At 62.7% G+C, this 20,761-nt stretch carries 16 protein-coding genes; 11 read left to right on the top strand and 5 right to left on the bottom strand.

The annotated features are described in order from the left end of the window. The first annotated feature begins 71 nt into the window (after positions 1–71). Positions 72–1,697, top strand: coding sequence for an NADP-dependent glyceraldehyde-3-phosphate dehydrogenase (locus AVCA_RS22825; RefSeq protein WP_012703442.1), 1,626 nt, complete (start codon positions 72–74; stop codon positions 1,695–1,697). 120 nt (positions 1,698–1,817) lie between these two features. Continuing rightward, positions 1,818–2,684: a DMT family transporter gene (locus AVCA_RS22820; protein ID WP_012703441.1), complete on the top strand. Its 867-nt coding sequence runs from the start codon at positions 1,818–1,820 to the stop codon at positions 2,682–2,684. 91 nt (positions 2,685–2,775) lie between these two features. On the opposite strand, the gene AVCA_RS22815 is transcribed toward AVCA_RS22820, so the two are convergent. After that, complete coding sequence (locus AVCA_RS22815) at positions 2,776–3,105, bottom strand: Arc family DNA-binding protein (protein ID WP_012703440.1); 330 nt, start codon at positions 3,103–3,105, stop codon at positions 2,776–2,778. A 543-nt stretch (positions 3,106–3,648) separates the two neighbouring features. Here AVCA_RS22815 and AVCA_RS22810 point away from each other — a divergent pair. The 3 genes from AVCA_RS22810 (at position 3,649) to AVCA_RS22800 (ending at position 7,104) form a co-directional block, all read left to right on the top strand. Continuing rightward, entirely contained in the window at positions 3,649–4,581 is a 933-nt protein-coding gene (locus AVCA_RS22810) for a MurR/RpiR family transcriptional regulator (protein WP_012703439.1), read from the top strand. Between the two features lie 416 nt (positions 4,582–4,997). Further along, complete coding sequence (gene tpiA / locus AVCA_RS22805) at positions 4,998–5,738, top strand: triose-phosphate isomerase (RefSeq protein WP_012703438.1); 741 nt, start codon at positions 4,998–5,000, stop codon at positions 5,736–5,738. 430 nt (positions 5,739–6,168) lie between these two features. After that, a complete protein-coding gene (locus AVCA_RS22800) occupies positions 6,169–7,104 on the top strand; it encodes an AEC family transporter (protein WP_175556045.1) in 936 nt (311 codons plus the stop codon). A 28-nt stretch (positions 7,105–7,132) separates the two neighbouring features. On the opposite strand, the gene AVCA_RS22795 is transcribed toward AVCA_RS22800, so the two are convergent. Further along, positions 7,133–8,434, bottom strand: a complete 1,302-nt coding sequence (locus AVCA_RS22795) for an MFS transporter (RefSeq protein WP_373860963.1) — start codon at positions 8,432–8,434, stop codon at positions 7,133–7,135. Positions 8,435–8,828: 394 nt separating this feature from the next. On the opposite strand from AVCA_RS22795, the gene AVCA_RS22790 reads away from it, so the two are divergent. Together AVCA_RS22790 and AVCA_RS25800 are read left to right on the top strand one after the other, a co-directional pair. Further along, positions 8,829–9,398 (top strand): HPF/RaiA family ribosome-associated protein, encoded by a 570-nt coding sequence (locus AVCA_RS22790; protein ID WP_012703435.1) that lies wholly within the window; start codon positions 8,829–8,831, stop codon positions 9,396–9,398. Positions 9,399–9,772: 374 nt separating this feature from the next. After that, positions 9,773–10,530 (top strand): IS5 family transposase gene (locus tag AVCA_RS25800; protein ID WP_144061657.1). Its coding sequence is split into 2 segments (ribosomal slippage): positions 9,773–10,088 and positions 10,088–10,530, totalling 759 coding nucleotides; the frame shifts between segments, so codons are not numbered across the junction. Between the two features lie 317 nt (positions 10,531–10,847). Here the strand turns inward: AVCA_RS25800 and AVCA_RS26240 are convergent. Next, entirely contained in the window at positions 10,848–11,093 is a 246-nt protein-coding gene (locus tag AVCA_RS26240; RefSeq protein ID WP_041807460.1) for a hypothetical protein, read from the bottom strand. A 634-nt stretch (positions 11,094–11,727) separates the two neighbouring features. On the opposite strand from AVCA_RS26240, the gene AVCA_RS22770 reads away from it, so the two are divergent. The 4 genes from AVCA_RS22770 to AVCA_RS22755 are packed head-to-tail and all read left to right on the top strand — an operon-like array spanning position 11,728 to position 18,446. Next, a complete protein-coding gene (locus tag AVCA_RS22770; RefSeq protein ID WP_072432907.1) occupies positions 11,728–13,227 on the top strand; it encodes a DUF3375 domain-containing protein in 1,500 nt (499 codons plus the stop codon). A gap of 2 nt (positions 13,228–13,229) precedes the next feature. Further along, positions 13,230–13,979, top strand: a complete 750-nt coding sequence (locus AVCA_RS22765) for a DUF4194 domain-containing protein (protein ID WP_175556043.1) — start codon at positions 13,230–13,232, stop codon at positions 13,977–13,979. Further along, positions 13,976–17,281 (top strand): ATP-binding protein, encoded by a 3,306-nt coding sequence (locus AVCA_RS22760; protein ID WP_072432906.1) that lies wholly within the window; start codon positions 13,976–13,978, stop codon positions 17,279–17,281. Before AVCA_RS22765 ends, AVCA_RS22760 begins: the two co-directional genes overlap by 4 nt. Then, positions 17,232–18,446 carry a Wadjet anti-phage system protein JetD domain-containing protein gene (locus tag AVCA_RS22755; RefSeq protein WP_236616311.1) on the top strand — a complete coding sequence of 405 codons (1,215 nt, stop codon included), beginning with the start codon at positions 17,232–17,234 and terminating at the stop codon, positions 18,444–18,446. Before AVCA_RS22760 ends, AVCA_RS22755 begins: the two co-directional genes overlap by 50 nt. Before the next feature lie 243 nt (positions 18,447–18,689). Here AVCA_RS22755 and AVCA_RS26555 read toward each other — a convergent pair whose 3' ends face one another. Then, on the bottom strand, positions 18,690–19,439 hold the full coding sequence (locus AVCA_RS26555; RefSeq protein ID WP_236616310.1) for an RNaseH domain-containing protein: 750 nt from the start codon (positions 19,437–19,439) through the stop codon (positions 18,690–18,692). A 176-nt stretch (positions 19,440–19,615) separates the two neighbouring features. Continuing rightward, positions 19,616–20,644 carry an IS5 family transposase gene (locus AVCA_RS22745; protein ID WP_407919052.1) on the bottom strand — a complete coding sequence of 343 codons (1,029 nt, stop codon included), beginning with the start codon at positions 20,642–20,644 and terminating at the stop codon, positions 19,616–19,618. Positions 20,645–20,761 lie beyond the last annotated feature (117 nt).

The raw sequence follows: 20,761 nt of genomic DNA, 5'->3' as shown, positions 1-20,761 counted from the left end.
TCCCCCGCGGGGGAGAGGGGAGCGATCCGCGTGGGCCGTCGAGCCGCCATCCAACAAGAGAGACAGGAACCATGAGCACCGAGAGCCGTCTGCACACCCTTTTCCCCGCCGCCGCCGATATCCCCGAGCAATACCGCCCGGGCGCGCCCCTCGAACAGCGCGACTACCTGGTCGACGGTGAACTGCGCCGCTGGGACGGCCCGCTGGCCGCCGTGCGCAGTCCCATCCACCTGAAGACCGCCAAGGGCGACGAGCAGGTCGTCCTCGGCAGCACCCCGCTGCTCGACGCCGGCGCCGCGCTAAGCGCGCTGGACGCCGCGGTCAGGGCCTACGACAACGGCCAGGGCCTGTGGCCGAGCCTGCCGGTGGCCGGGCGCATCCAGCACGTCGAGACCTTCCTGGCGCGTATGCGCGAGCAGCGCGAGGCGGTGGTCAAACTGCTGATGTGGGAGATCGGCAAGAACCTCAAGGACGCCGAGAAGGAATTCGACCGCACCTGCGACTACATCGTCGACACCATCCACGAACTCAAGGAACTCGACCGCCGCTCCAGCCGCTTCGAGCTGGAGCAGGGCACCCTCGGCCAGATCCGCCGCGTGCCGCTGGGCGTGGCGCTGTGCATGGGCCCCTACAACTACCCGCTGAACGAGACCTTCACCACCCTGATCCCGGCGCTGATCATGGGCAACACCGTGGTGTTCAAGCCGGCCAAGTTCGGCGTGCTGCTGATCCGCCCGCTGCTCGAGGCGTTCCGCGACAGCTTCCCGGCCGGGGTGATCAACGTCATCTACGGGCGCGGCCGCGAGACCGTCAGCGCGCTGATGGAAAGCGGCAAGGTGGACGTGTTCGCCTTCATCGGCACCAACAAGGGCGCCAGCGACCTGAAGAAGCTGCACCCACGCCCGCACCGCCTGCGCGCCGCGCTCGGCTTGGACGCCAAGAACCCCGGCATCGTGCTGCCCGAGGTGGACCTGGACAACGCGGTCGGCGAGGCGATCACCGGCGCGCTGTCGTTCAACGGCCAGCGCTGCACGGCGCTGAAGATTCTCTTCGTCCACGAACAGGTGGTCGACGCCTTCCTCGAGAAATTCAACCAGAAGCTCGCCGCGCTCAAGCCGGGCATGCCCTGGGAGCCGGGGGTGGCGCTGACCCCGTTGCCGGAGCCGGGCAAGACCGATTTTCTCGCCACCCTGGTGGCCGACGCCCTGGCCAAGGGGGCGAAGGTGGTCAACCCCGGCGGCGGCGAAGTGCGCGAGACCTTCTTCTACCCGGCGCTGCTCTACCCGGTGAGCCCGCAGATGCGCGTCTACCAGGAGGAGCAGTTCGGCCCGCTGATCCCGGTGGTGCCCTACCGCGACCTGCAGACGGTGATCGACTACGTGCGCGAGTCGGACTTCGGCCAGCAGTTGTCGATCTTCGGCAACGATCCGAAGCAGGTCGGCCGGCTGGTGGACGCTTTCGCCAATCAGGTCGGACGGATCAACATCAACGCCCAGTGCCAGCGCGGCCCGGATAGCTTTCCGTTCAACGGCCGCAAGAACTCGGCGGAAGGGACCCTGTCGGTGTACGACGCGCTGCGCGTGTTCTCGATCCGCACCCTGGTGGCGACCAAGTTCCAGGAGGATAACAAGCGGCTGATCAGCGAGATCCTGCGCCACCGCGCGTCGAGCTTCCTGAGTACCGACTACATCTTCTGATGCGTGGGGGCGGAGGTATCGGAAAACCTCCCGACCCGTCGTTCCCGAAAATTCGCGAGGGTCCGTCCGGGCTCTCGCGAGCCCAACCTTGAAGCGGTACTTGACGAAGAGCCCGCCCGGATGACCATATCTCGCCCGCTCAAGGGCATCCTGCTGAGCTGCATCGCCGCGCTGGCCTTCGCTTCCCACGACAGCCTGTCCAAGTACCTCGCCGCTTCCAACGGCATGCTGATGGTTCTCTGGATTCGCTATCTGTCGCAGAGCCTGCTGCTCGCCGCCTGGCAACTGCCGCGTCACGGCCTGCGCGTGCTGCGGGTCAACTGTCCGGGATTGCAACTGCTGCGCGGCTTGTCGCTGCTGTCGATCAGCCTGATCTTTCTTTCCGCCCTGAGGCTGCTGCCACTGGCCGAGGCCACCGCCGTGCATTTCATCGCGCCGCTGCTGGTGATCCTGCTGGCGATGCCGCTGCTCGGCGAGCGCGCCAACCCCGGCCAGTGGCTGGCAGTCGGTGTCGGCTTCCTCGGTGTGCTGATCATCGTCCGTCCCGGCGGCGGACTGCTCACCCCGGCCATGCTGCTGCCGGTGGCGTCGGCCACCTGCTACGCGCTCTACCAGTTGCTGACCCGGCGCATCGGCACCCGCGACAGCGCCGGCGCCACCAACCTGGTCACCGGGCTGGTCGGCGCGACCGGCATGACCCTGCTGCTGCCGCTGTTCTGGCAAGGCCTGCCGCCCTGGCCGCAATTGCTGGCCATGGCCTCGCTGGGCGTGATCGCCGTCGGCGGGCACATGCTGCTGACCATCGCCTTCCAGTACAGCTCGCCGGTGTCGCTGGCGCCGTTCAGCTACCTGCAGATCCTCTTCGCCATGCTGCTCGGCCTGTTGCTGTTCGACCATGCGCCGGATGCCGGCGCCCTGCTGGGCATGGGCGTCATCGCCCTGGGCGGTCTGGGCAGCGCCTGGCTGCAGGCGCGGCGCCAGTCGTGAGGGGCGCGGCTCGCCTCGCCCGTGGAATCGCCGCGCGAGGCCTGCGCCGTGGCATGGCGTGATGCCTTGGCCATTTTGTTCCGCGATCGAATCAGGGCCTTGGCCTGTCTTCTTCCGATAGATGGGTTGAAGACAACTTTGTATCCAATATCTTCTGAGCTTCCTGAAGCGCGCTTTGTACCTTATCGAGGTCTTCAGCAGCGGTAAGGCCGGCTTGCAGTACGCTGCCAAGCTCGACCATCAGTGCATTCCGGATGGCCCTGGCTTCGGTAATGTCATCGCGGGCGAAGGTTTCCTCCAGCCTCGCGATGACCTCCGCTGTGGCTGATCGATTATGTTCTTGGGCGGCCTCCAGGAGCTTGACTTTCAACTCTTCGGAAAGGCCGAGATTATTGAGTTGCTGGTCTGTATGGGTCGTCATGGGGGACCTCGATCCGGGTAGAGTCTGCAGGGCTAGGGAGGGGCCGTCTGCTTGTGCGGTAACTCTTTGTCCTTGGTCCTCGATTCAGTATGGATACGGGCCCGGAAAAGCTTGGCCGTTCCGACCTGCGGTCAGGCTCGATGCAGCGTAATAGACGGGCTGGCAGGGGTTCGGGCGGTGGGCTCGGTCCTGGGGAGGGCGTGAGCGGCTCCGGTTTCGGGAGCCGGGCGAACCTCGACATGCTGCCCGAGTGCCCGGTCGGCAGGGGTCATGCTGGCGTCGCCTCGATCGAGCGGTGCGGCTGGGGGGCGGGCTGCGAGAGCCTTCCGGGCCTTCATGGCTTCGGCCAACCGCCAGGCGATGACGCGCTTGAGGGCGGCGGCGAAAGAGGCCTTGCCGAAGTCTGAGCCGATGTGATCGATTCACCTCTGCCGAATGCGGGCATCATAGGCATCATTGCGGTTGCGGCCACGGCCGGTCGGGCGGAAAGCGCCTGCGCTGCAGGCTGTCGCCCGACGATTCACGACAAGAGGTAAAGAGCGCATGTCCAGTTCCGAATCACCCGCCGGCTCCGGCGAAGCGCTGCAGGAGACGCCGGCCAGCGTGGAGCGGCTGCTGCAACTGATCACGGCGGAATACGAGAGCCTGCCGCGCCAGCTCAAGCGCATCGCCAACTACATGAGCCAGCAGAGCGACCGGGTGATGGTCGACCGGGTCAGCGATATCGCCCAGCATTGCGAGGTGCATCCCTCGGCCATCGTGCGCTTTTCCCAGCGCTTCGGCTTCAAGGGCTTCAGTGAAATGCAGGCGCTGTTCCGCGAGGCCTACACCGACAAGGCCACGCCGATCCAGAACTACCAGCAGCGCATCCGCCGGATGATCGCCAACCGCTCGCACAAGGCGTCCGGCGGCGAACTGGCGCGCGAGTGCATCAACGCCACCCGCTCGGGACTCGACCGGCTGGCCCAGGAACTCGACGAACGCGAGTTCGACAAGGCCGTGGACCTGCTGGTCGAGGCCGACAACATCTATGTGGTCGGCGTACGCCGTTCCTTCGCCGTGGCTCACTACATGGTCTACAGCCTGCAGCACACCAACAAGCGCATCCACCTGATATCCGGCCTGGGCGGCGGCTACCGCGAGCAGATGCGCAGCGTGCGCGAGGGCGATCTGGTGGTCGCCGTCAGCTTCAGCCCCTACGGCAAGGAAACCCAGCAGTGCGTGCGCATCGCCCGGCACCACAAGGCCAGGGCGCTGGTCATCACCGACAGCCAGTTGGCGCCGCTGGCCAAGCAGGCCAACGCCCTGCTGCTGGTCAACGAGGGCAGCACCTTCGCCTTCCGCTCGCTCAGCGCCACCCTGAGCCTGTGCCAGGCGCTGTTCATCGCCGTGGCCTACCGCATGGAGCTGAAGGTCGAGGAGATCGGCGCGCCGGCCATCCTGGACGGCGAGGGGGGCGATGAAGGGCCCGCCTGAGCGTCCGCCGTTGTTGCTTGCGTCGTTCGTTTTTCACTAGAGTCGCGGCGCGAGACACCGGCGCCGCCTGCGACCGGTGTCGTTTTTCCGTCCGTTCGCTGTCCGCCTCCGGCCGGTGGGCCGGCCGTCGAGGATGGCGAATGTGCCACTCCCGGTGAACGGACTGCGCCCTCGCGCCGTCGAAGGGAACGCGCGACCGGCCCCGCGCCTGCGATGGGGCGCACGCCGAACCACAGGAATCGCTCGCGTCCGCCGGCCAGCCGGCCGCGACGCCGAGCCCAGCACAGGACACCCGAGATCATGAACAGCAAGAGCAGGACAGGCGCGCCGTACCGCGCCCGGTGGATCGACGCCCGGCGAGTCGTCGCCCGGCGGATCGGTAACCAGCGGCCGCCGCGGGACTGAGGAGAAGAGTCATGCGTGGAAAACTGGTCATCGGCAACTGGAAGATGAACGGCAGCCTGGACGCCAACCGGCGCCTGCTGCAGGAACTGCTGCCGCCGCTGGCGGCGGTGAAGGGGCTCGAGGTGGCGGTCTGTCCGCCCTTCCCGTACCTGGCGCAGGTCGGCGCCCTGCTGGAAGGCTCCAGCGTGGCGCTGGGCGCGCAGAACCTCCATAGCGCCGGGCAGGGCGCCTTCACCGGCGAGGTCGGCGCCGGCATGCTCGAGGAGTTGGGCTGCCGCTACGTGCTGGTCGGCCATTCCGAGCGGCGCAGCCTGTTCGGCGAGAGCGACGAGACGGTGGCGGAGAAGTTCGAGGCGGCGCTGCGGGCCGGACTGGTGCCGGTGCTGTGCGTCGGCGAAACCCTGGCGCAGCGCCGCGACGGCAGCACCGAGGCGGTCATCGCCGGGCAGGTGCGGGCGGTCCTGCAACGGGTCGGCGGCGCCGGGATCGCCGCCGGGGTGATCGCCTACGAACCGGTGTGGGCCATCGGCACCGGCGAAACCGCCAGTCCCGAGCAGGCCCAGGCGGTACACCGGCACATCCGCGCGCTGCTGGGCGAGGCCACCGCCACGCCGATCCTCTACGGCGGCAGCGTCAAGCCGGACAACGCCGCCGCGCTGTTCGCCCAGCCGGACATCGACGGCGGCCTGATCGGCGGGGCCTCGCTGGAGGCCGCCTCCTTCCTGGCGATCTGCCGGGCGGCGCAGTCCTAGGATGTCCGGTCTGCACGCGCACTCGAAGAGGGTGCGCCGAACGGGTGGTCGCGCGAGCCATGCTCATCGGGTGCGAGCGACGGCCGTTGTCTGGCCGTGTGCAGGAGGTGTAGCGAGCCGCCGGCCACCTCATGGAAAGAGGTAATTCCGGCGCGCTACCCGCTCACGGATACCGGTAACGCGTCCCGGTCGGCCCGGACCGGGAAGGCCCCGATAGCCGGGCCCGCAGGGAATGCCGTTCTCCGGCCGGGGACGGGGAGGCGCAGCATCCTTGCCCGCTCCCTGCGGGCTTGGTGGTGACGGTATGAGCGTGCATTCGCACGCGTGGGACGAACGCATTTCGCCTGGTATGGAGGCCGATCCGGGCGGTATCGTCTGCACGCGCCTTCCGTGCTTTTCCTTCCCGCCCATCCCGCCAAGGGGGCTCGCCGTGCCGCAGATCCTCTCCATCACCATGCCCATCTTCATCCTGATCGGGCTCGGCTTCCTCGCCGTCCGCTTCGAGGCGATCGACAGCGAGCAGATCCGTGGCCTGGGCCGCTTCGTCATTTCCTTCGCCCTGCCGGCGCTGGTGCTCAAGGCCGTGTCGGACAATCCCTTCCTGGAGGTGATGAACTGGCAATACCTGCTGGCCTATGGCGGAGGTTCCCTGGCCGTGTTCCTGCTCGGCCTGCTGTTCGCCCTCAGGCTGCGCCGCGAGCCCCTGGACAGGGGCGCCATCACCGCCCTGGGCATGGCCGTTTCCAACAGCGGCTTCGTCGGCTATCCCATCGTCGCCATGCTGCTCGGTCCGGCAGCGGCCATCGGTCTGGCGCTGAACATTCTGGTCGAGCAGTTGCTGATCATTCCGCTCAGCCTGGTGCTCGCCGAGGCCGGCCAGCGGCGAGGCGCCGTCGGCAAGGTGCTGGGCGAGGCGGCCGGGCGCCTGGCCAGGACGCCGCTGATCCTCGCCATGCTGGGCGGCCTGCTGTTATCCCTGCTGGGTGTGCGCCTGCCGGCGATTCCGGGCAAGGTGGTGGAAATGCTCGCTTCGGCCTCGGCGCCGGTGGCGCTGTTCGTGATCGGCGGTTCGCTCCGGGGCCTGAAACTGGACGGCCTGTTCGCTGAGCTGTGGACGATCGCCGCGGGCAAGCTGATCCTGCACCCGCTGGCGGTCTTCCTGCTCTTCTCGCTGTTGCCGGACGTGGACCCGGCGCTGCGGGTGGCCGGGGTGGTATTCGCCAGCGCGCCGATGCTGAGCGTCTACACGGTCCTCGGCCAGCGCTTCGGCGTCGAGGGACGCTGCGCCGCCGCTTTGCTGTTCACCACGCTGATGTCCTTTTTCAGCATCAGCCTGCTGAGCGGCATCCTGAAGCCCCACCCGTAGGCGGCGGGGCATCCGGTCGCGCCGCCGGCTACGCGGCCGTGGCGCCTTCGCGCGGCGCGACGGCGCGGGCGTCGGGCTCGGCATCGGGCGAGGCGTCCTCGAAGCGGTCGACCCGGCGCAGCGACTTGAAGCCCCACATCCAGCCGCCCGCCACCGTCAGCGTGCACAGCGCGCCCAGCAGCGCCGCCGGCACCGTGCCGAACCAGGCGGCGCTGCTGCCGGCGCGGAACTCGCCCAGTTCGTTGGAAGAGCCGATGAACAGCATGTTCACCGCGTTGACCCGCCCGCGCATGGCGTCCGGGGTGGAGAACTGGATCAGCGAGGAGCGGATGTACATGCTGACCATGTCCGCGCCGCCGGCCACCATCAGGGCCAGGAAGGACAGCCAGAACAGGCTGGACAGGGCGAACACCAGGTTGGCCAGGCCGAACAGCGCGACCGCGGCGAACATGGTCAGGCCGACCCGCCGGTCGAAGGGCCTCACGCTCAGCCAGAGGCCGACCAGTATCTCGCCGATGGCCATGGCGCTGCGCAGCGCGCCGAGCCCGGCCGGGCCGACCTGCAGCACTTCCTGGGCGTAGATCGGCAGCAGTGCCACCACGCCGCCGAGCAGCACGGCGAACAGGTCCAGCGACATGGTGCCGAGGATGATCGGCCGCGAGCGGATGAAGACGATGCCGGCGGTGAAGCGTTGCCAGGCGGTGGCTTCCAGTTTCTTCGGCGGCTCGGCGAAGCGCACCGGCACCCAGCGCAGCAGCGTCAGGCCGAGCAGGAAGCCGGCCAGGCAGCACACGTAGCTCAACGGGCCGTCGCCCAGCGCGTAGAGCCCGCCGCCGACCAGCGGGCCGACGATGGTGGCGCTGCGCATGATCATGCTGTTGGCGGCGATCGCCGCGGCCAGCCGCTCGCGCGGCACCACCTGCGGCAGCAGGCTCTGCAGGGTCGGTCCGGTGAAGGCGCGCGCGCAGCCGAACAGCGCCAGCGCGACGTAGACCAGCGGGACATTCAGGCTGTCGCCCAGCGACAGGCAGAGCAGCAGGGCGCTGCACAGGGCGCTCATGGCCCAACTGATGGTGAGGATGCGCTTGCGGTCGAAGCGGTCGATCAGATCGCCGGCCGGCAGCAACAGCAGCAGCATGGGAATGAACTGGGCCAGACCGACAGCGGCCAGCGACAGCGGATCGCGGGTCGCGTCGTAGACTTGCCAGGCCACCACCACGGCCTGGATCTGCTGGGCGCAGACGGCCGCGAGGCGGCCGATCAGAAAGGGCAGGAAGCCGGGATAGCGATAGATGCTGGAGCCGGGCTCGGAGGAAATCGCATCGGACACGTCGTTACTCACAGGCAAGGGGTCGAGGGAAAGGCGCCGCTCCGTGGCGCGAGGCACGGACATCCGCGGGGGAGGGCTGGCGGCGTCGCCGGCCGGTTTCGGACTTGGCGGGACAGGACCGGTCTTATCGTTCTGTTACAAAAGAGTGACACCGTTCGAGATGCTTTCCAACTGTCCGAAAGGCGCCGGTGGGCGGTTATCGGGCCGCCGGGACGGGCTTTCCCGCCCGGGCCGCGCGGCTGGCGGGAGCCCGGAAGCCGACATGCGGAGCCTGCGGGCTCCCCTCGGCTGGTTCAGACTCAAGGATGGGCCGGGTCGGCCTTCACGGGCGGTGTCCGGTCTGCGCCGAGCCGGCCCGAGCCCGATACGCCCTCCCGTCCTTGCGAGGCCCGCCATGCAAAAGCCAGTGCAGATCCATTTCCACCAGATCGAGCCCTCTCCGGCCATCGAGGCGCACATCCGCGAGCAGTGCGACGAACTCGAAGAATTCTACGAGCGGATCATCGGCTGTTCGGTCACCTTCGACGCCCCGCACCGGCGCCACCACCAGGGCCGGCTCTATCAGGTCAAGGTGCACCTGACGCTGCCGGACGGCGACATCCATTCCAGCCAGGCTCACCACGACGAGCACGCCCACGAAGACCCGTACGTGGCCATCCGCGACAGCTTCAGGGCCGTGCGCCGCCAGTTGGAGGACTACGCGCGCAAGCGCCGGGCCGAGGTCAAGAGCCACGAACCGGCGCAGCAGGAGGGGCGGGTGTCGGAACTGCACGGCGAGAGGGACTTCGGCATGCTCGAAACCGCGGACGGGCGGCAGATCTACTTCCATCGCCACAGCGTGCTGAACGCGGCCTTCGACCACCTGCATGTCGGCGACCAGGTGCGCTTTTCCGAAGAGGCCGGAGAGCAGGGACCGCAGGCCAGCACCGTGCATCCGTCGGGCAGGTCGCACGCGCAGGGCTGAGTTTCGGTACCGGGGGGGCGCCGGTTCGGCGATCGATCGGAGGGGTGAGATGGCGCGCTCGGCGGGATTCGAACCCACGACCCTTCGGAGGGCAATACGGTACAGGAATCTTGGTTGGGGGCAAACGTTCAAAAATGCTTCTAAGTGTCATCATGAAAGGCTTTGGCCTTATCTCTCCGTCTGCAGTTTATAGCTATTAGTGGCATCTAAGGGTGGTCATCTGGGGCACAAAAAACGAAATCTGAGATATCGGTTTTTGACCACTAGCCAGCCCCTGGCTCGTCCTGCCGCCCTCTCACCGAACCTGAATTTCGACTAGGGTCTGTTAACTCTATTTACTAGAATGCAGCAAAACAGTGTTGAGACCGAGTGCCATGCAACTGACCGCCGAGCAATTCAAACAAATCGAAGGCTTGTTGCCGCGCCAACGCGGCAATGTACGCCTGGGCAACCTGCAAGTACTCAACGCCATCCTGTATGTGGCAGCCAACGGCTGCAAATGGCGCGCGCTGCCCGAACGCTATGGCAACTGGCACACCGTCTACACCCGCATGATGCGCTGGAGCAAAGCCGGCGTGCTCGATCGTGTTTTCGAACAGTTGCAGCGCCAGCGACTTATGCAGATACGCATCGAGGCCATCAGCCTCGACTCCAGTATCGTGAAGGTGCATCCGGATGGTACGGGCGCGCGAAAAAAAACGGTCCTCAAGCCCTCGGTCGCAGCCGCGGCGGCTGGAGCACCAAACTGCATCTGGTTGCCGCGGATGATCGCAATGTCGTGACCTGGAGCCTGACGGCGGGGCAGGCTGGCGATGCCCCCGAAGGCAGGCGCTTGATTCAGGCGTTGGGACCTCACCACGGGCTCGTGGCTCTGTTGATGGACAGTGCATACCAAGACAATGCCACGCGCGAGCTGGCTTGCGGCCTGGGTTTCGTGCCGGTGGTGCCACCCAACCCCCGGCGGCGCCAGCCGTGGGAGTATGACAAACCGCTCTATCGCCGACGCAACGGTATCGAGCGGCTGTTTCGACGACTCAAGGCCTGGCGCCGCGTGTTCACGCGCTACGACAAGCTTGACCTCATGTACGCCGCCTTCGTCACTGTGGCTCTTATCGCTGAGGCCCTACGGTAGTGTTAACAGGCCCTAGCGGCTGGCGACCTACGGCGAACGCCTTAGCCCAGCATGCTTGGGCATTAACACGATCAGCAAGGCCTGCCGCTGTTCTGGATCCTTGCGAAGATGGGGGCCAGACGACAATCGATGCAGCGCGTGAATTCACACAAGCCCGTTTTGCGCCCTAGGCTGTCGCCGTTACATATAGGCAACCGAGGAATACGCAGGCCCAAAAGTTAGCGACGCTTTTCTGGTGGACGGCTCTACCCTCGCAAGAGGTCATGACCGAGCAATAAGCGCCGAGATTCGTACGGCAGGTAGGCTGGGCAGCCAGCTCAGTCATCCTTGGCGTTTAAATCGGTGGCAACCTTGTCAAGCGACTCCCAGTGGCCAACCAGCTCATCTACGCGATCAGGAATGCGCGGGGTCTTGCTGAGCACCAGGCAACGGGTGGTGCCTACGAACTCTTCAAGTAGGTAGAGCGTGTCCCCAACGTCGACGCCCATTTCCTGCAGAACGTCGTCGGGTAAGCGAATAGCGCCATCGCCCTCCCAGTCCTCAATCACTACGCACTGTTTCATCGTGGCTCCAGGAGATGGCTGGATTAGATGTCCGCGGGGGGAGGCAGCGGCGAGCCGCTGCCAACTATGTCCCGCGGCGCAGGCCGCCAGCATAGCAAAAAGCAGTCAGATTCAGAGAGGGGCACAGATGGTGAGACTCTATCTTCGGCCGCAGTTACTGGCGTGTGAAAGCTCACTCGGTCTTTAGGCTGCTGCCGCTCTTTTTGAGCAGAAAACCCCACAATTCCACTGGGGAAAATAGATATCTCCATACCACACCAAGCTAATCCCCCGACAGGTCATCGAGACTTCGCTCTGTAGCCACCGTGACCGCACTGGATTGCCGCAGAATGTCAGTGGCACTCCTACAAAAACCACTGAGCTATCACATTCGCTCACTGGGACGCCTACGTCGCATTAGCCAAATACACTCTCATGACGGCAGATCACCCCGCCAAATCTCCAATACCCAGCGCGTGAACCCGGAATAAATCGCTAAACCTCGACTGGCCTGGCCTTTCACTCCGCTCTATTCGGAATGACGCAGCCCCTGCAAGCTATTAAATGGGTCCATCTGCCAGGACAAATACGTATTATGAGGCAGCGGGTTACCTCGGTAAGCTCGCGCTCAGACAACTTTGTCAATGTGGCCGTCATGGAAGAAAGCGCGCAACAGCGTTCAGAACGCTATGTATCCGCCCGCAGCCAACACCCTGCTTGGCTTTTGCTCGCCTCACGTCGTGCTCCACTTGTACTGGGTTGCCTGCGAACGCTGTTCGAGCGGGCGCACGATGGGATTCCTATGGAGGATGCGCTACAAGCGCTGTCCGAGATGCTGGCTGCTTATGCCAGTCAGGAGCTTTACGAGATCGACCCGGATGCAACGCATCTCCAGGCCGGGCGTGAACTTCGTGAATGGATCAAACGGCGTCTGGTCGTAGAGCGAGAGGGTCGCATATACGCAACCGACGCGTTGGAGTCCGCCATCCAGTTCGTGGACTCACTGGATAGTCGGATCATGACCTCCACGGCATCACGCCTTTCGGTGGTCCAGCGCGAGATCGAAAACCTGGAAACGGGTCTGAACCCCAGCCCAACTGGCCGCATTGCCAGCCTACGCCGCCGAATCCGGGATTTGGAACACGAGCTTGAGCATGTAGAGGCCGGCCACGTCATCGTGCTGGACGAAGCGCAGGCGATAGAGGGCATACGCGAGGTATATAACCTTGCCACCAGCCTGCGCGCAGACTTTCGACGGGTTGAAGACTCCTGGCGCGAGGCTGATCGCGCCCTTCGGCAATCCATCATCAGTGAGCAGTCTCACCGTGGAGAAATCGTCGATCGGTTGCTGGACGGTCAAGATGCTCTACTCAACACACCGGAAGGGCGTGTCTTCGAAAGCTTCCAGCAGCAACTGCGGCAGTCTGCTGAGCTGGGAGCTATGCGTGAGCGTTTGCGTACCATCCTTCGTCACCCTGCGGTTCCAAAGGCGTTGAATCGTCCCCAGCAACGTGAGCTGCGTTGGTTGGCATTACGCCTGGTTCGGGAGTCGCAGGCTGTACTTCAGGCACGTGCCCGAAGCGAGCGCGATGTACGTGGCTTCATGAAGACGGGCCTGGCCGCCGAGCATCATCGCGTCGGGCAGTTACTCAACGATTTCTTCACCCTAGCGCTCAGCGTCGACTGGCAACGCCAGGCCGTGCGGCGTAGCGCTGTCTGTTTGCCGCCGGTTGGCGTAGCCATTACCGGAGTCCCGGCAATCGAGCGTCTGCGTTTCAAGACTCTGGATGACGATGACACGGGCGAGCTGGATCTGAGTCTGAAGCCAGCGGGGTTGGAACAGATTGATGACGACTTCTGGGATGCTTTCGACGGGTTGGACCGTGAAGCGCTGATTCATGACACTCTGGCGGTGCTGCTGGAGCAGGGGCGACCTGTGAGTCTCGGGGAGCTTGCGTCTTTGCTTCCACCTGCTCACGACCTGGAAACCTTTGCGCTCTGGTTAGCTATGGCGCGCGAGGCAGGTATTGAGGTGCTGACAGAGGAGCGTCAGATCGTGGATCTGGTTGACGAGGATGAGCAACGCTGGCGCTTCAACCTGCCTTATGTCGGTCTCGACCACGAGACACTCAAGGACATCGATTGGGAGTTGTGAGCATGGCAGGGATCTTCGATCGAATTGCAGGCGCCTCTGGCGCAGACGAAACGGAGCTGACGGCGGAGCCCCTGGCGTTAGATGACGGCATGGATGATGAACAAACTGTCATAAGCGCCGCTGTACAAGTCGATGAGCGACGGACGCCGCAACGGGTACGCGAGGCTGTACAGGAGATGCTCAAGTACGGGCTGCTGGAAGAGAGTCACAAGCCCAATTTGTATCGCTCAGCGCTCTCCAGTACCGAGGCGGTAGACAGAATCCTAGAGCCGCTCGACCTTGCCATGGGGGTCGACGAGGTTCGTGGACTGGTGTTTGTCACCGTTCGCCAGGGCGAGGTGGCCGAGCAGGATGACTGGTCGCACCCTCTTGTACGGAGGCAAAGGCTGAATCTGGAGCAGTCTCTGCTGATTGCCATTTTGCGACAGCATTTCATTGCATACGAACAGGAAAGCGGTACGGGTGCCAATCAAGCGCTAGTGGCGGTTGATGAGTTGGTTCCGCAATTGCAGGTTTACCTGGGAGAGCTGGGCAGTGAGGCGAAGGAGCGCAATCGCATCATCACACTGCTGGATCAGCTCAAGGGGCATGGTTTGGTGTCGGCTCTGGACGCACATGATCGCGTTATCATCCGCCCCATCATTACCCATTTGGCCAACCCGGAGAACCTGCAGGCGCTGGTGGCATGGCTGCGAGAGCAAGTGGAGGGGGCAACTACTCCGGCTGCCGATGGTGAGGAGGATATGGCATGAAGCAGGCACTCCTCTGGCGTGACAGCGAGACCTTCATTCTCACCAGCATCGAGTTCTATAACTGGGGTGGTTTTCAGGGGTATCACCGTGCCGAGATCGATCCCTCTGGCACCGCCGTGATCGGCCCAACGGGTAGCGGCAAAACGACGCTTGTGGACGCACTGATGACCTTGTTGTGCGCCAATCCGCGCTACAACTTGGCATCCACGGGTGGGCATGAAAGTGACCGGGATCTGGTGTCCTATGTGCGGGGAGTTACTGGCCCCGGAGATGGAGGTGTAGGGCAATCTCATATCGCTCGCCAGGGTAAGACGGTAACCGCAATTGCAGCCACGCTCGAGCGTGACGGTTCGCAGGTACGATTGGGCGCTGTGCTCTGGTTCGAGGGCACAAGCTCCTCGGCGTCGGATCTGAAAAAACTTTGGCTGTTAAGCGAGTCCCCCGAGCAGACTCTGGAGCATTGGCTCAACCAGCATCACGCAGGAGGCATGCGGGCTCTGCGTCAGATGGAGAAGGATGGGACGGGTATCTGGCCTTATCCCAGCAAGAAAGCCTTCTTGGCCAGGCTGAGGGATTACTTCGAGGTCGGTGAAAACGCATTCACCTTGCTCAACCGCGCTGCCGGCCTGAAGCAGCTCAATAGTATTGATGAGATCTTTCGAGAGTTGGTGCTGGATGACCGCTCTGCCTTCGAGCGGGCTGCAGAGGTCGCCAGCAGCTTCGATGATCTGACAGACATTCACCGAGAGCTGGAAACCGCTAGAAAGCAGCAGCGCTCATTGCAACCGGTCGCCGATAGCTGGGAGCGTTATAAGGCCTTGCAAGAACAGTTGCAGGATAAACAGGCTCTCGAAGGCATCCTCCCGGTCTGGTTCGCCGAGCAGGGGTATCGCCTGTGGTTGGCTGAAACCAGGAGGCTCGAGAAGGAACACAAACAGGCCGAACTGGATCAGGAGCAATGCAGGAGTCAGCTTGAGGTCCAGAAAGGTGTGGTCGATCAACATCGTCAGCGCTACCTGCGAGTAGGTGGCGCAGGGATAGATCAATTACGCGAGCGCATCGCTGATTGGGTCAGGGAGTGCGATAAGCGCAGCCTGAAAGCCGAGCAATACCGACGCTTGGCCAAAGGGCTTGGACTAGCGGATGAGTTATCGGCCGCTGCTCTCAAGGAGAATCAGCAGCAGATCGCGGCACGCCTGGAAATACTGGCCCAACAAATTACTGACGCGCGCCAAAAGGCGTTCGACGCTGGTCTCGTCCAGCAGGGGCTCAATGGTCGCCTACAGACCTTACAGCAGGAACGTGCTGAGGTTGAGAGACGGCCAGGCTCGAACCTGCCCGGGCAATTTCATGCGTTTCGAAGCGATCTGGCGCAGGCGCTTGACGTCGATGAGTCGGCCCTGCCTTTCGTTGCCGAGCTGGTGCAGGTCAAGCCCGAGGAACTGGCCTGGCGGGGCGCCATTGAGCGGGCAGTCGGTAGCCACCGACTACGTATCCTGGTGCCGCAGGGCTCATCCCAGGCCGCACTGCGTTGGGTGAACCAACGGCACAACCGCTTGCATGTGCGCTTGTTGGAGGTAAAGGAGCCGTCTTCGCGCCCCGTGTTCTTCGACGATGGTTTTACCCGCAAGCTGACTTTCAAGGAGCATCCGTACCGAGAAACCGTAAAGGCACTACTGGCGGACAATGACCGCCACTGCGTCGAAAGCACGGAGCAATTGCGTCATACCCCTCACTCCATGACGGCCCAGGGGCTGATGTCGGGCAAAGAACGCTTCTTCGACAAGCAGGACCAGAAGCGCCTGGACGAAGACTGGCTGACAGGCTTCGACAACCGCGACCGTCTGGCCTTCTTGGCTGAGCAGATTCGCGAGGTCAATGAACAGCTCGCGCCTGCCAAGCTGGCCTTGGATGCTGCCCAGGACGATGCCCGTCAGTTGGAGACTCAAGCTTCGCTGCTGAAACGCGTGGAAGAACTGCAGTTCGAGGATATTGATCTGCCGGGAGCCCAGAGTCAGCTGGAGTCGCTGCGTACGCAACTGACCACCCTGACGCGCCCCGATTCTGACCTTGCCATGATCAAGTCCGAACTGGATAAAGCCGAGGGCCTGCAGGACTCTCTGGATCAACAGCTCCGCCAACTGATCGAGCAGTGCGTTCAGCTAAAAACTCAGTTTGATCAGGCCGCATCCGCTACCCGTAAGGCATATAACGGCGCGGAGAAAGGGCTGAACGATACGCAGCGTGAACTGGCGAAAGAGTACTTCCCTACTCTGGCCCCAGAAGACCTAGGCGACATTATCGAGTTGGAGCGCAAGCATACGCGGGAGCTTCAACAGCAGCTCAAATCGCTCAGCGAAAAACTGAGTTATCAGCAAGCAGAGCTTGCTAAACGGATGTCCGACGCCCTGAAAGTAGACACCGGTGCGCTTTCAGAGGTCGGTCGGGAGCTGGCGGACATACCCAAGTATCTGGAGCGTCTGCGTGTGCTGACCGAGGAGGCCCTACCCGAGAAACTCAAGCGCTTCCTGGAGTATCTCAATCGCTCCTCAGATGATGGGGTCACCCAGTTGCTCAGCTATATCGATCATGAGGTCTCGATGATCGAGGAACGCCTAGATGACCTGAACAGTACAATGCAGCGTGTCGACTTCCAGCCAGGGCGCTATCTACGTTTGGTTGCAGGCAAGGTCATCCATGAAAGTCTACGCACGCTGCAACGCGCTCAGCGCCAATTGAATTCGGCGCGCTTCATCGATGATGAAGGTGAGAGCCACTACAAGGCATTGCAGGAACTCGTAGGGCTACTCAAAGACGCTTGCGAACACAGCAGGACTCAAGGGGCCAAGGCGCTTCTGGATCCGCGTTTCCGCCTGGAGTTCGCGGTCTCGGTGATCGACCGCGAGAGTAAAAATGTCATCGAGACCCGAACAGGCTCTCAGGGCGGTAGCGGTGGTGAGAAGGAGATCATCGCCTCCTATGTGCTGACCGCTTCCCTCAGCTATGCGCTCTGTCCCGACGGCAGCAGCCGGCCGTTGTTCGGCACCATCGTTCTCGACGAGGCGTTCTCGCGCAGCTCCCATGCGGTTGCCGGTCGGATCATCGCGGCGCTGAGGGAATTCGGTCTGCATGCTGTCTTCATCACGCCCAACAAGGAGATGCGCCTGTTGCGCCACCATACGCGTTCGGCAGTCGTCGTTCATCGGCGGGGCGTGGAATCCAGTTTGGTTTCCCTGAGTTGGGAAGCTTTGGATGAGCATCATCAACAGCGCATCAAGGCGATGCATGAAGTCGCCCACTGAAATTGGTCGCAGCTTGGCCAGGCAATGGCAGCGCTCCAATGTTCGGTTGGAGCGTCTGCTCAATCCCGGTAGCTGGCCGCAAAGCTTCAACATCGGCAAGCCTTCGGCACGAGTCTTCGCAGAAAACATCCATGCGGTTCTCCAGCATGTGGAAGACTGGCGACGCGTGACAGTGGGGAAAGTCGACTGGGAACCCGTCTCCTATCGGGCTGGGCTAGCCCCAATTTCCTTGCCAATACGCTGGCACTTGCACAGCCCCTCCGAATGGATTGCTGCGGCCGACGATCCGGCTGTTGGCCAGGAATACGCTCGACTTGAGTATCTGGTTGAGCAGGTAGATAGTTCCTTTCATGCGTTACTTGTGGCTCAGCGGAGCTTGTGGCTGACGAAGCCCTCTGAAGAAGTCATCGCTACAGCGCAACTCGCCACTCAATTATCTCCTGCCTGTGCTCAAGGCCGCCCACTACGCTTGCTTGCAGAGCACGGAGTGGACACCAAATTTTTCGAGCGAAACGCTACCTTGCTAACGAAGCTCCTCGATGAACGCTTCGAAGGTGCCGCATCCGAGCAAGGCCTGACGACTTTTCTGGATGCCTTTGAAGAAAGCAGTCATTGGGTTTTGGTCGTTCCTCTTCAGCCTGAGCTGCTGCCCTTCAAGCGGCTCAGGCTGACTACTTCGGAACTGGCCGAAACCCCACTTCCCGGTTCGCGATTGCTCGTGGTGGAAAATGAGCAATGTGTTCACTTGCTACCCGAAACGCTGCCGGACACCCTCGCTGTTCTGGGCGCAGGGCTCGATTTGCAGTGGTTGGCGTCTGCGCATCTGGCCGGGAAACAGATCGCTTACTGGGGCGACATGGATACCTGGGGCTTACTGATGCTGGCGCGAGCGAGACTCCATCAACCTGCAGTCGAAGCACTGCTAATGGAACGGGAGCTGTTTGACCAGCACTCAGTGGGAAGCGCGGTCGTCGAGCCAACTAAAGCTCAGAAATTGGCTCCCCAAGGATTGATGGCTGACGAGGCTGATTTCTATCGGTATCTCCTTGCGCAGGAACGGGGACGCCTTGAGCAGGAGTATCTGCCACGCAGGCAGGTCGAACTGGCCATTAGTAAATGGTTTGGAGAGTCGGTAGGGCCGGCTCATCCTGAGCGAACGGATTGACTGCATGACTGACAGATGACGGCAAGGTGCAGTAACGTGACGAGTGCGTGAGCATATTGCATGCAACGCTCCTACAAGAAACCTCGCAATTCCACCGAGCGGCTGAAAAATTTCCCCGTCACATCTAGTGGACAGAGCTGGACGTTAATGAAGTGTTAGTAGCCGGCATTGGCATCGGATATCTCCTTGCCCACCCGATGCCAATGCTGGGAACTCTGCAGCAAACATCTACAGCAGCCCCTCTCAATCCGAGCGGTTAGCCTCAGTCTTGCGCAACCGCTCCAGAATGGGATGATCTGCGGCGACCTGCTTGCCCAAGTGCATGGGACCGGGCAAGCGAAGATACCCGGCCCACAGCGGAGCGTTGCGACAAAGCAGTGCAACTTGCTCGGCAGTAGCTGTCGGGTGAGCGAACGATCCGGCACGTATAATCGTGATTTCCGTGACACCGAGCTGCTGCCACGGATCTCGCAAGTCTTTCTCGGAGATCTCATAGCGGGTGTTGTTGCGTTGCGACCGGACGGAGCCGTACTGTTTGGACGGAGCGACGAAGTAATAGACGTCCAAGCTCTCATTGGACTGGAATATGCCGACCTTGGTGCCTATGTAGTGGGGGGTATCAGGTGACAGCGACTGATTCCCGCTCATTTGGGCAACGTCCAGGTCTGCGCGAATTCGTACGATGGCGGCGCCTTCAGGTACCGGGGGAAGGTCCTCGCCTGGACTGTCCTGGAGCCCCTTGTAAAATGTACGAAGGCCACTGCCGAGGCATGCGATCAGTGGGGCGTCAGCAACTTTGGTGGGTACCAGCAGGGCTTGAGTCACCAGCCTGGTGAGCTGGTCAGATGTAAGCAGTGTGGCGAATGCATGTATGGCCGAGACGCCCTCGTTATAACTGAACCACTTGCCCCCGGAGTCCGGGCCTGACTCGAACCAGAAAATCTCGGTGCTGCGCTCCCCCAACACCGTGCGGGTGATGACTGGAAGTAACACTGCCGGGCCTTTTTCCTGGATGCGATCAAGCAGGACGGAAACTACAGGGCACCTCTAAAAACACCCACCTGAGCTGGGTCGAGCAGTGACGAACCCAGCGCTTGGCATCCGTTGACCGGGTTGATGTCTCGCAGAAGTTCCTGCTGCCGGTCGCGGTATGCAACCAGCGACCTGACTCAGGCCATTTCCAGTAGTCTCGACATCCGCTTGAGGTTGTAGACCGCCGATTTGACCACCAAACCGAACTCCGCCCGGACCAAGCCAATGCTTCGGACCATCTTGCCGCCCATCTGGGCCAGGCTGGCAAAGACATGTTCGACCCGGGCTCGGGGACTGGCTATGCGTTTGTTTCGTGCCTTGTCCCGTTCACCGATCGGCTTGCCGGCCTGGCCCTTGCGCTGGATAGATGGCCTCCAGCCGATCAGTTGGAGCCAGCGCTCCCGGGGTCTGTCGTGATACCCGCGATCCGCCCAGAAGTCCCGGCTGCTGTTGCCCCGGTCGAGCACATCCACCAGATGCAGGGTGTCGGCCTCGCTGGCATCGCTCACCTTCACGCAGCGGATCAGCTTGTGCCGGCGATCCACGCTGACCGACAGCTTGTAGCCGAAGTACGACTTGCCGTGCTTCTTCGTCCAGCGCGCCTCGACATCCTTTTGCCGGCGCTTGGCGGGCGACCATTCGACCGGCACAGCCTGCTCCTTCACCACGGCCTGCTCATCGGCCGTGTTGTGCTGGATGGGCGCGCGAACGATGCTGGCATCGATGATCTGCCCTTCGCGAGCCCGGAAGCCGTGTGCCTGCAACTGACGCTGCACCTCGGCAAAGATCCGATGCTCGACGTTGGCCTGTACCAGGCGCTCGCGAAAGACCCAAATCGTGTTGCGGTCCGGCACTCGGCCGGAGTTTTTCAACCCGGCAAAACGCTGGAAACTCATACGGTCGAGCAGTTGAAACTCCATCTGCTCGTCGGACAGGTTGAACAGTTGCTGGAGTACCAGCAGTCGCGTCATCTGCTCCGTTGGATAAGGCGGCCGGCCGCCCTTGGCCCTACTGGGCCTGGGAGCCCAGTGGTCGATCTCGGCGGCCAAGGATGCAAAGTCCACATGCTTGTTCAGTAGGGCCAGTGGGTCGCCCAAGCTGTCCAGCTTGGCTTCACGCTCCTGGTCGGCAAAAAGACTGAACATCAGTAGGCTCCGGGTGATCAACAGGCGGATGATCTTACCCAGCGGCCGGGCTGGTTTTTAGAGGTGCCCTTGAAAGGCGCCTTGGAGACTTTCTGGATTGAGGCAGATCTGGATGGAGAGCCCCGGAAATCATTTGAA

This window comes from Azotobacter vinelandii CA, assembly GCF_000380335.1.
In the GTDB taxonomy this organism is placed as follows: Bacteria; Pseudomonadota; Gammaproteobacteria; order Pseudomonadales; family Pseudomonadaceae; genus Azotobacter; species Azotobacter vinelandii.
The sequence above is the reverse complement of the archived record's forward strand: the minus strand, read 5'-3'. Positions and strand labels throughout refer to the sequence as shown.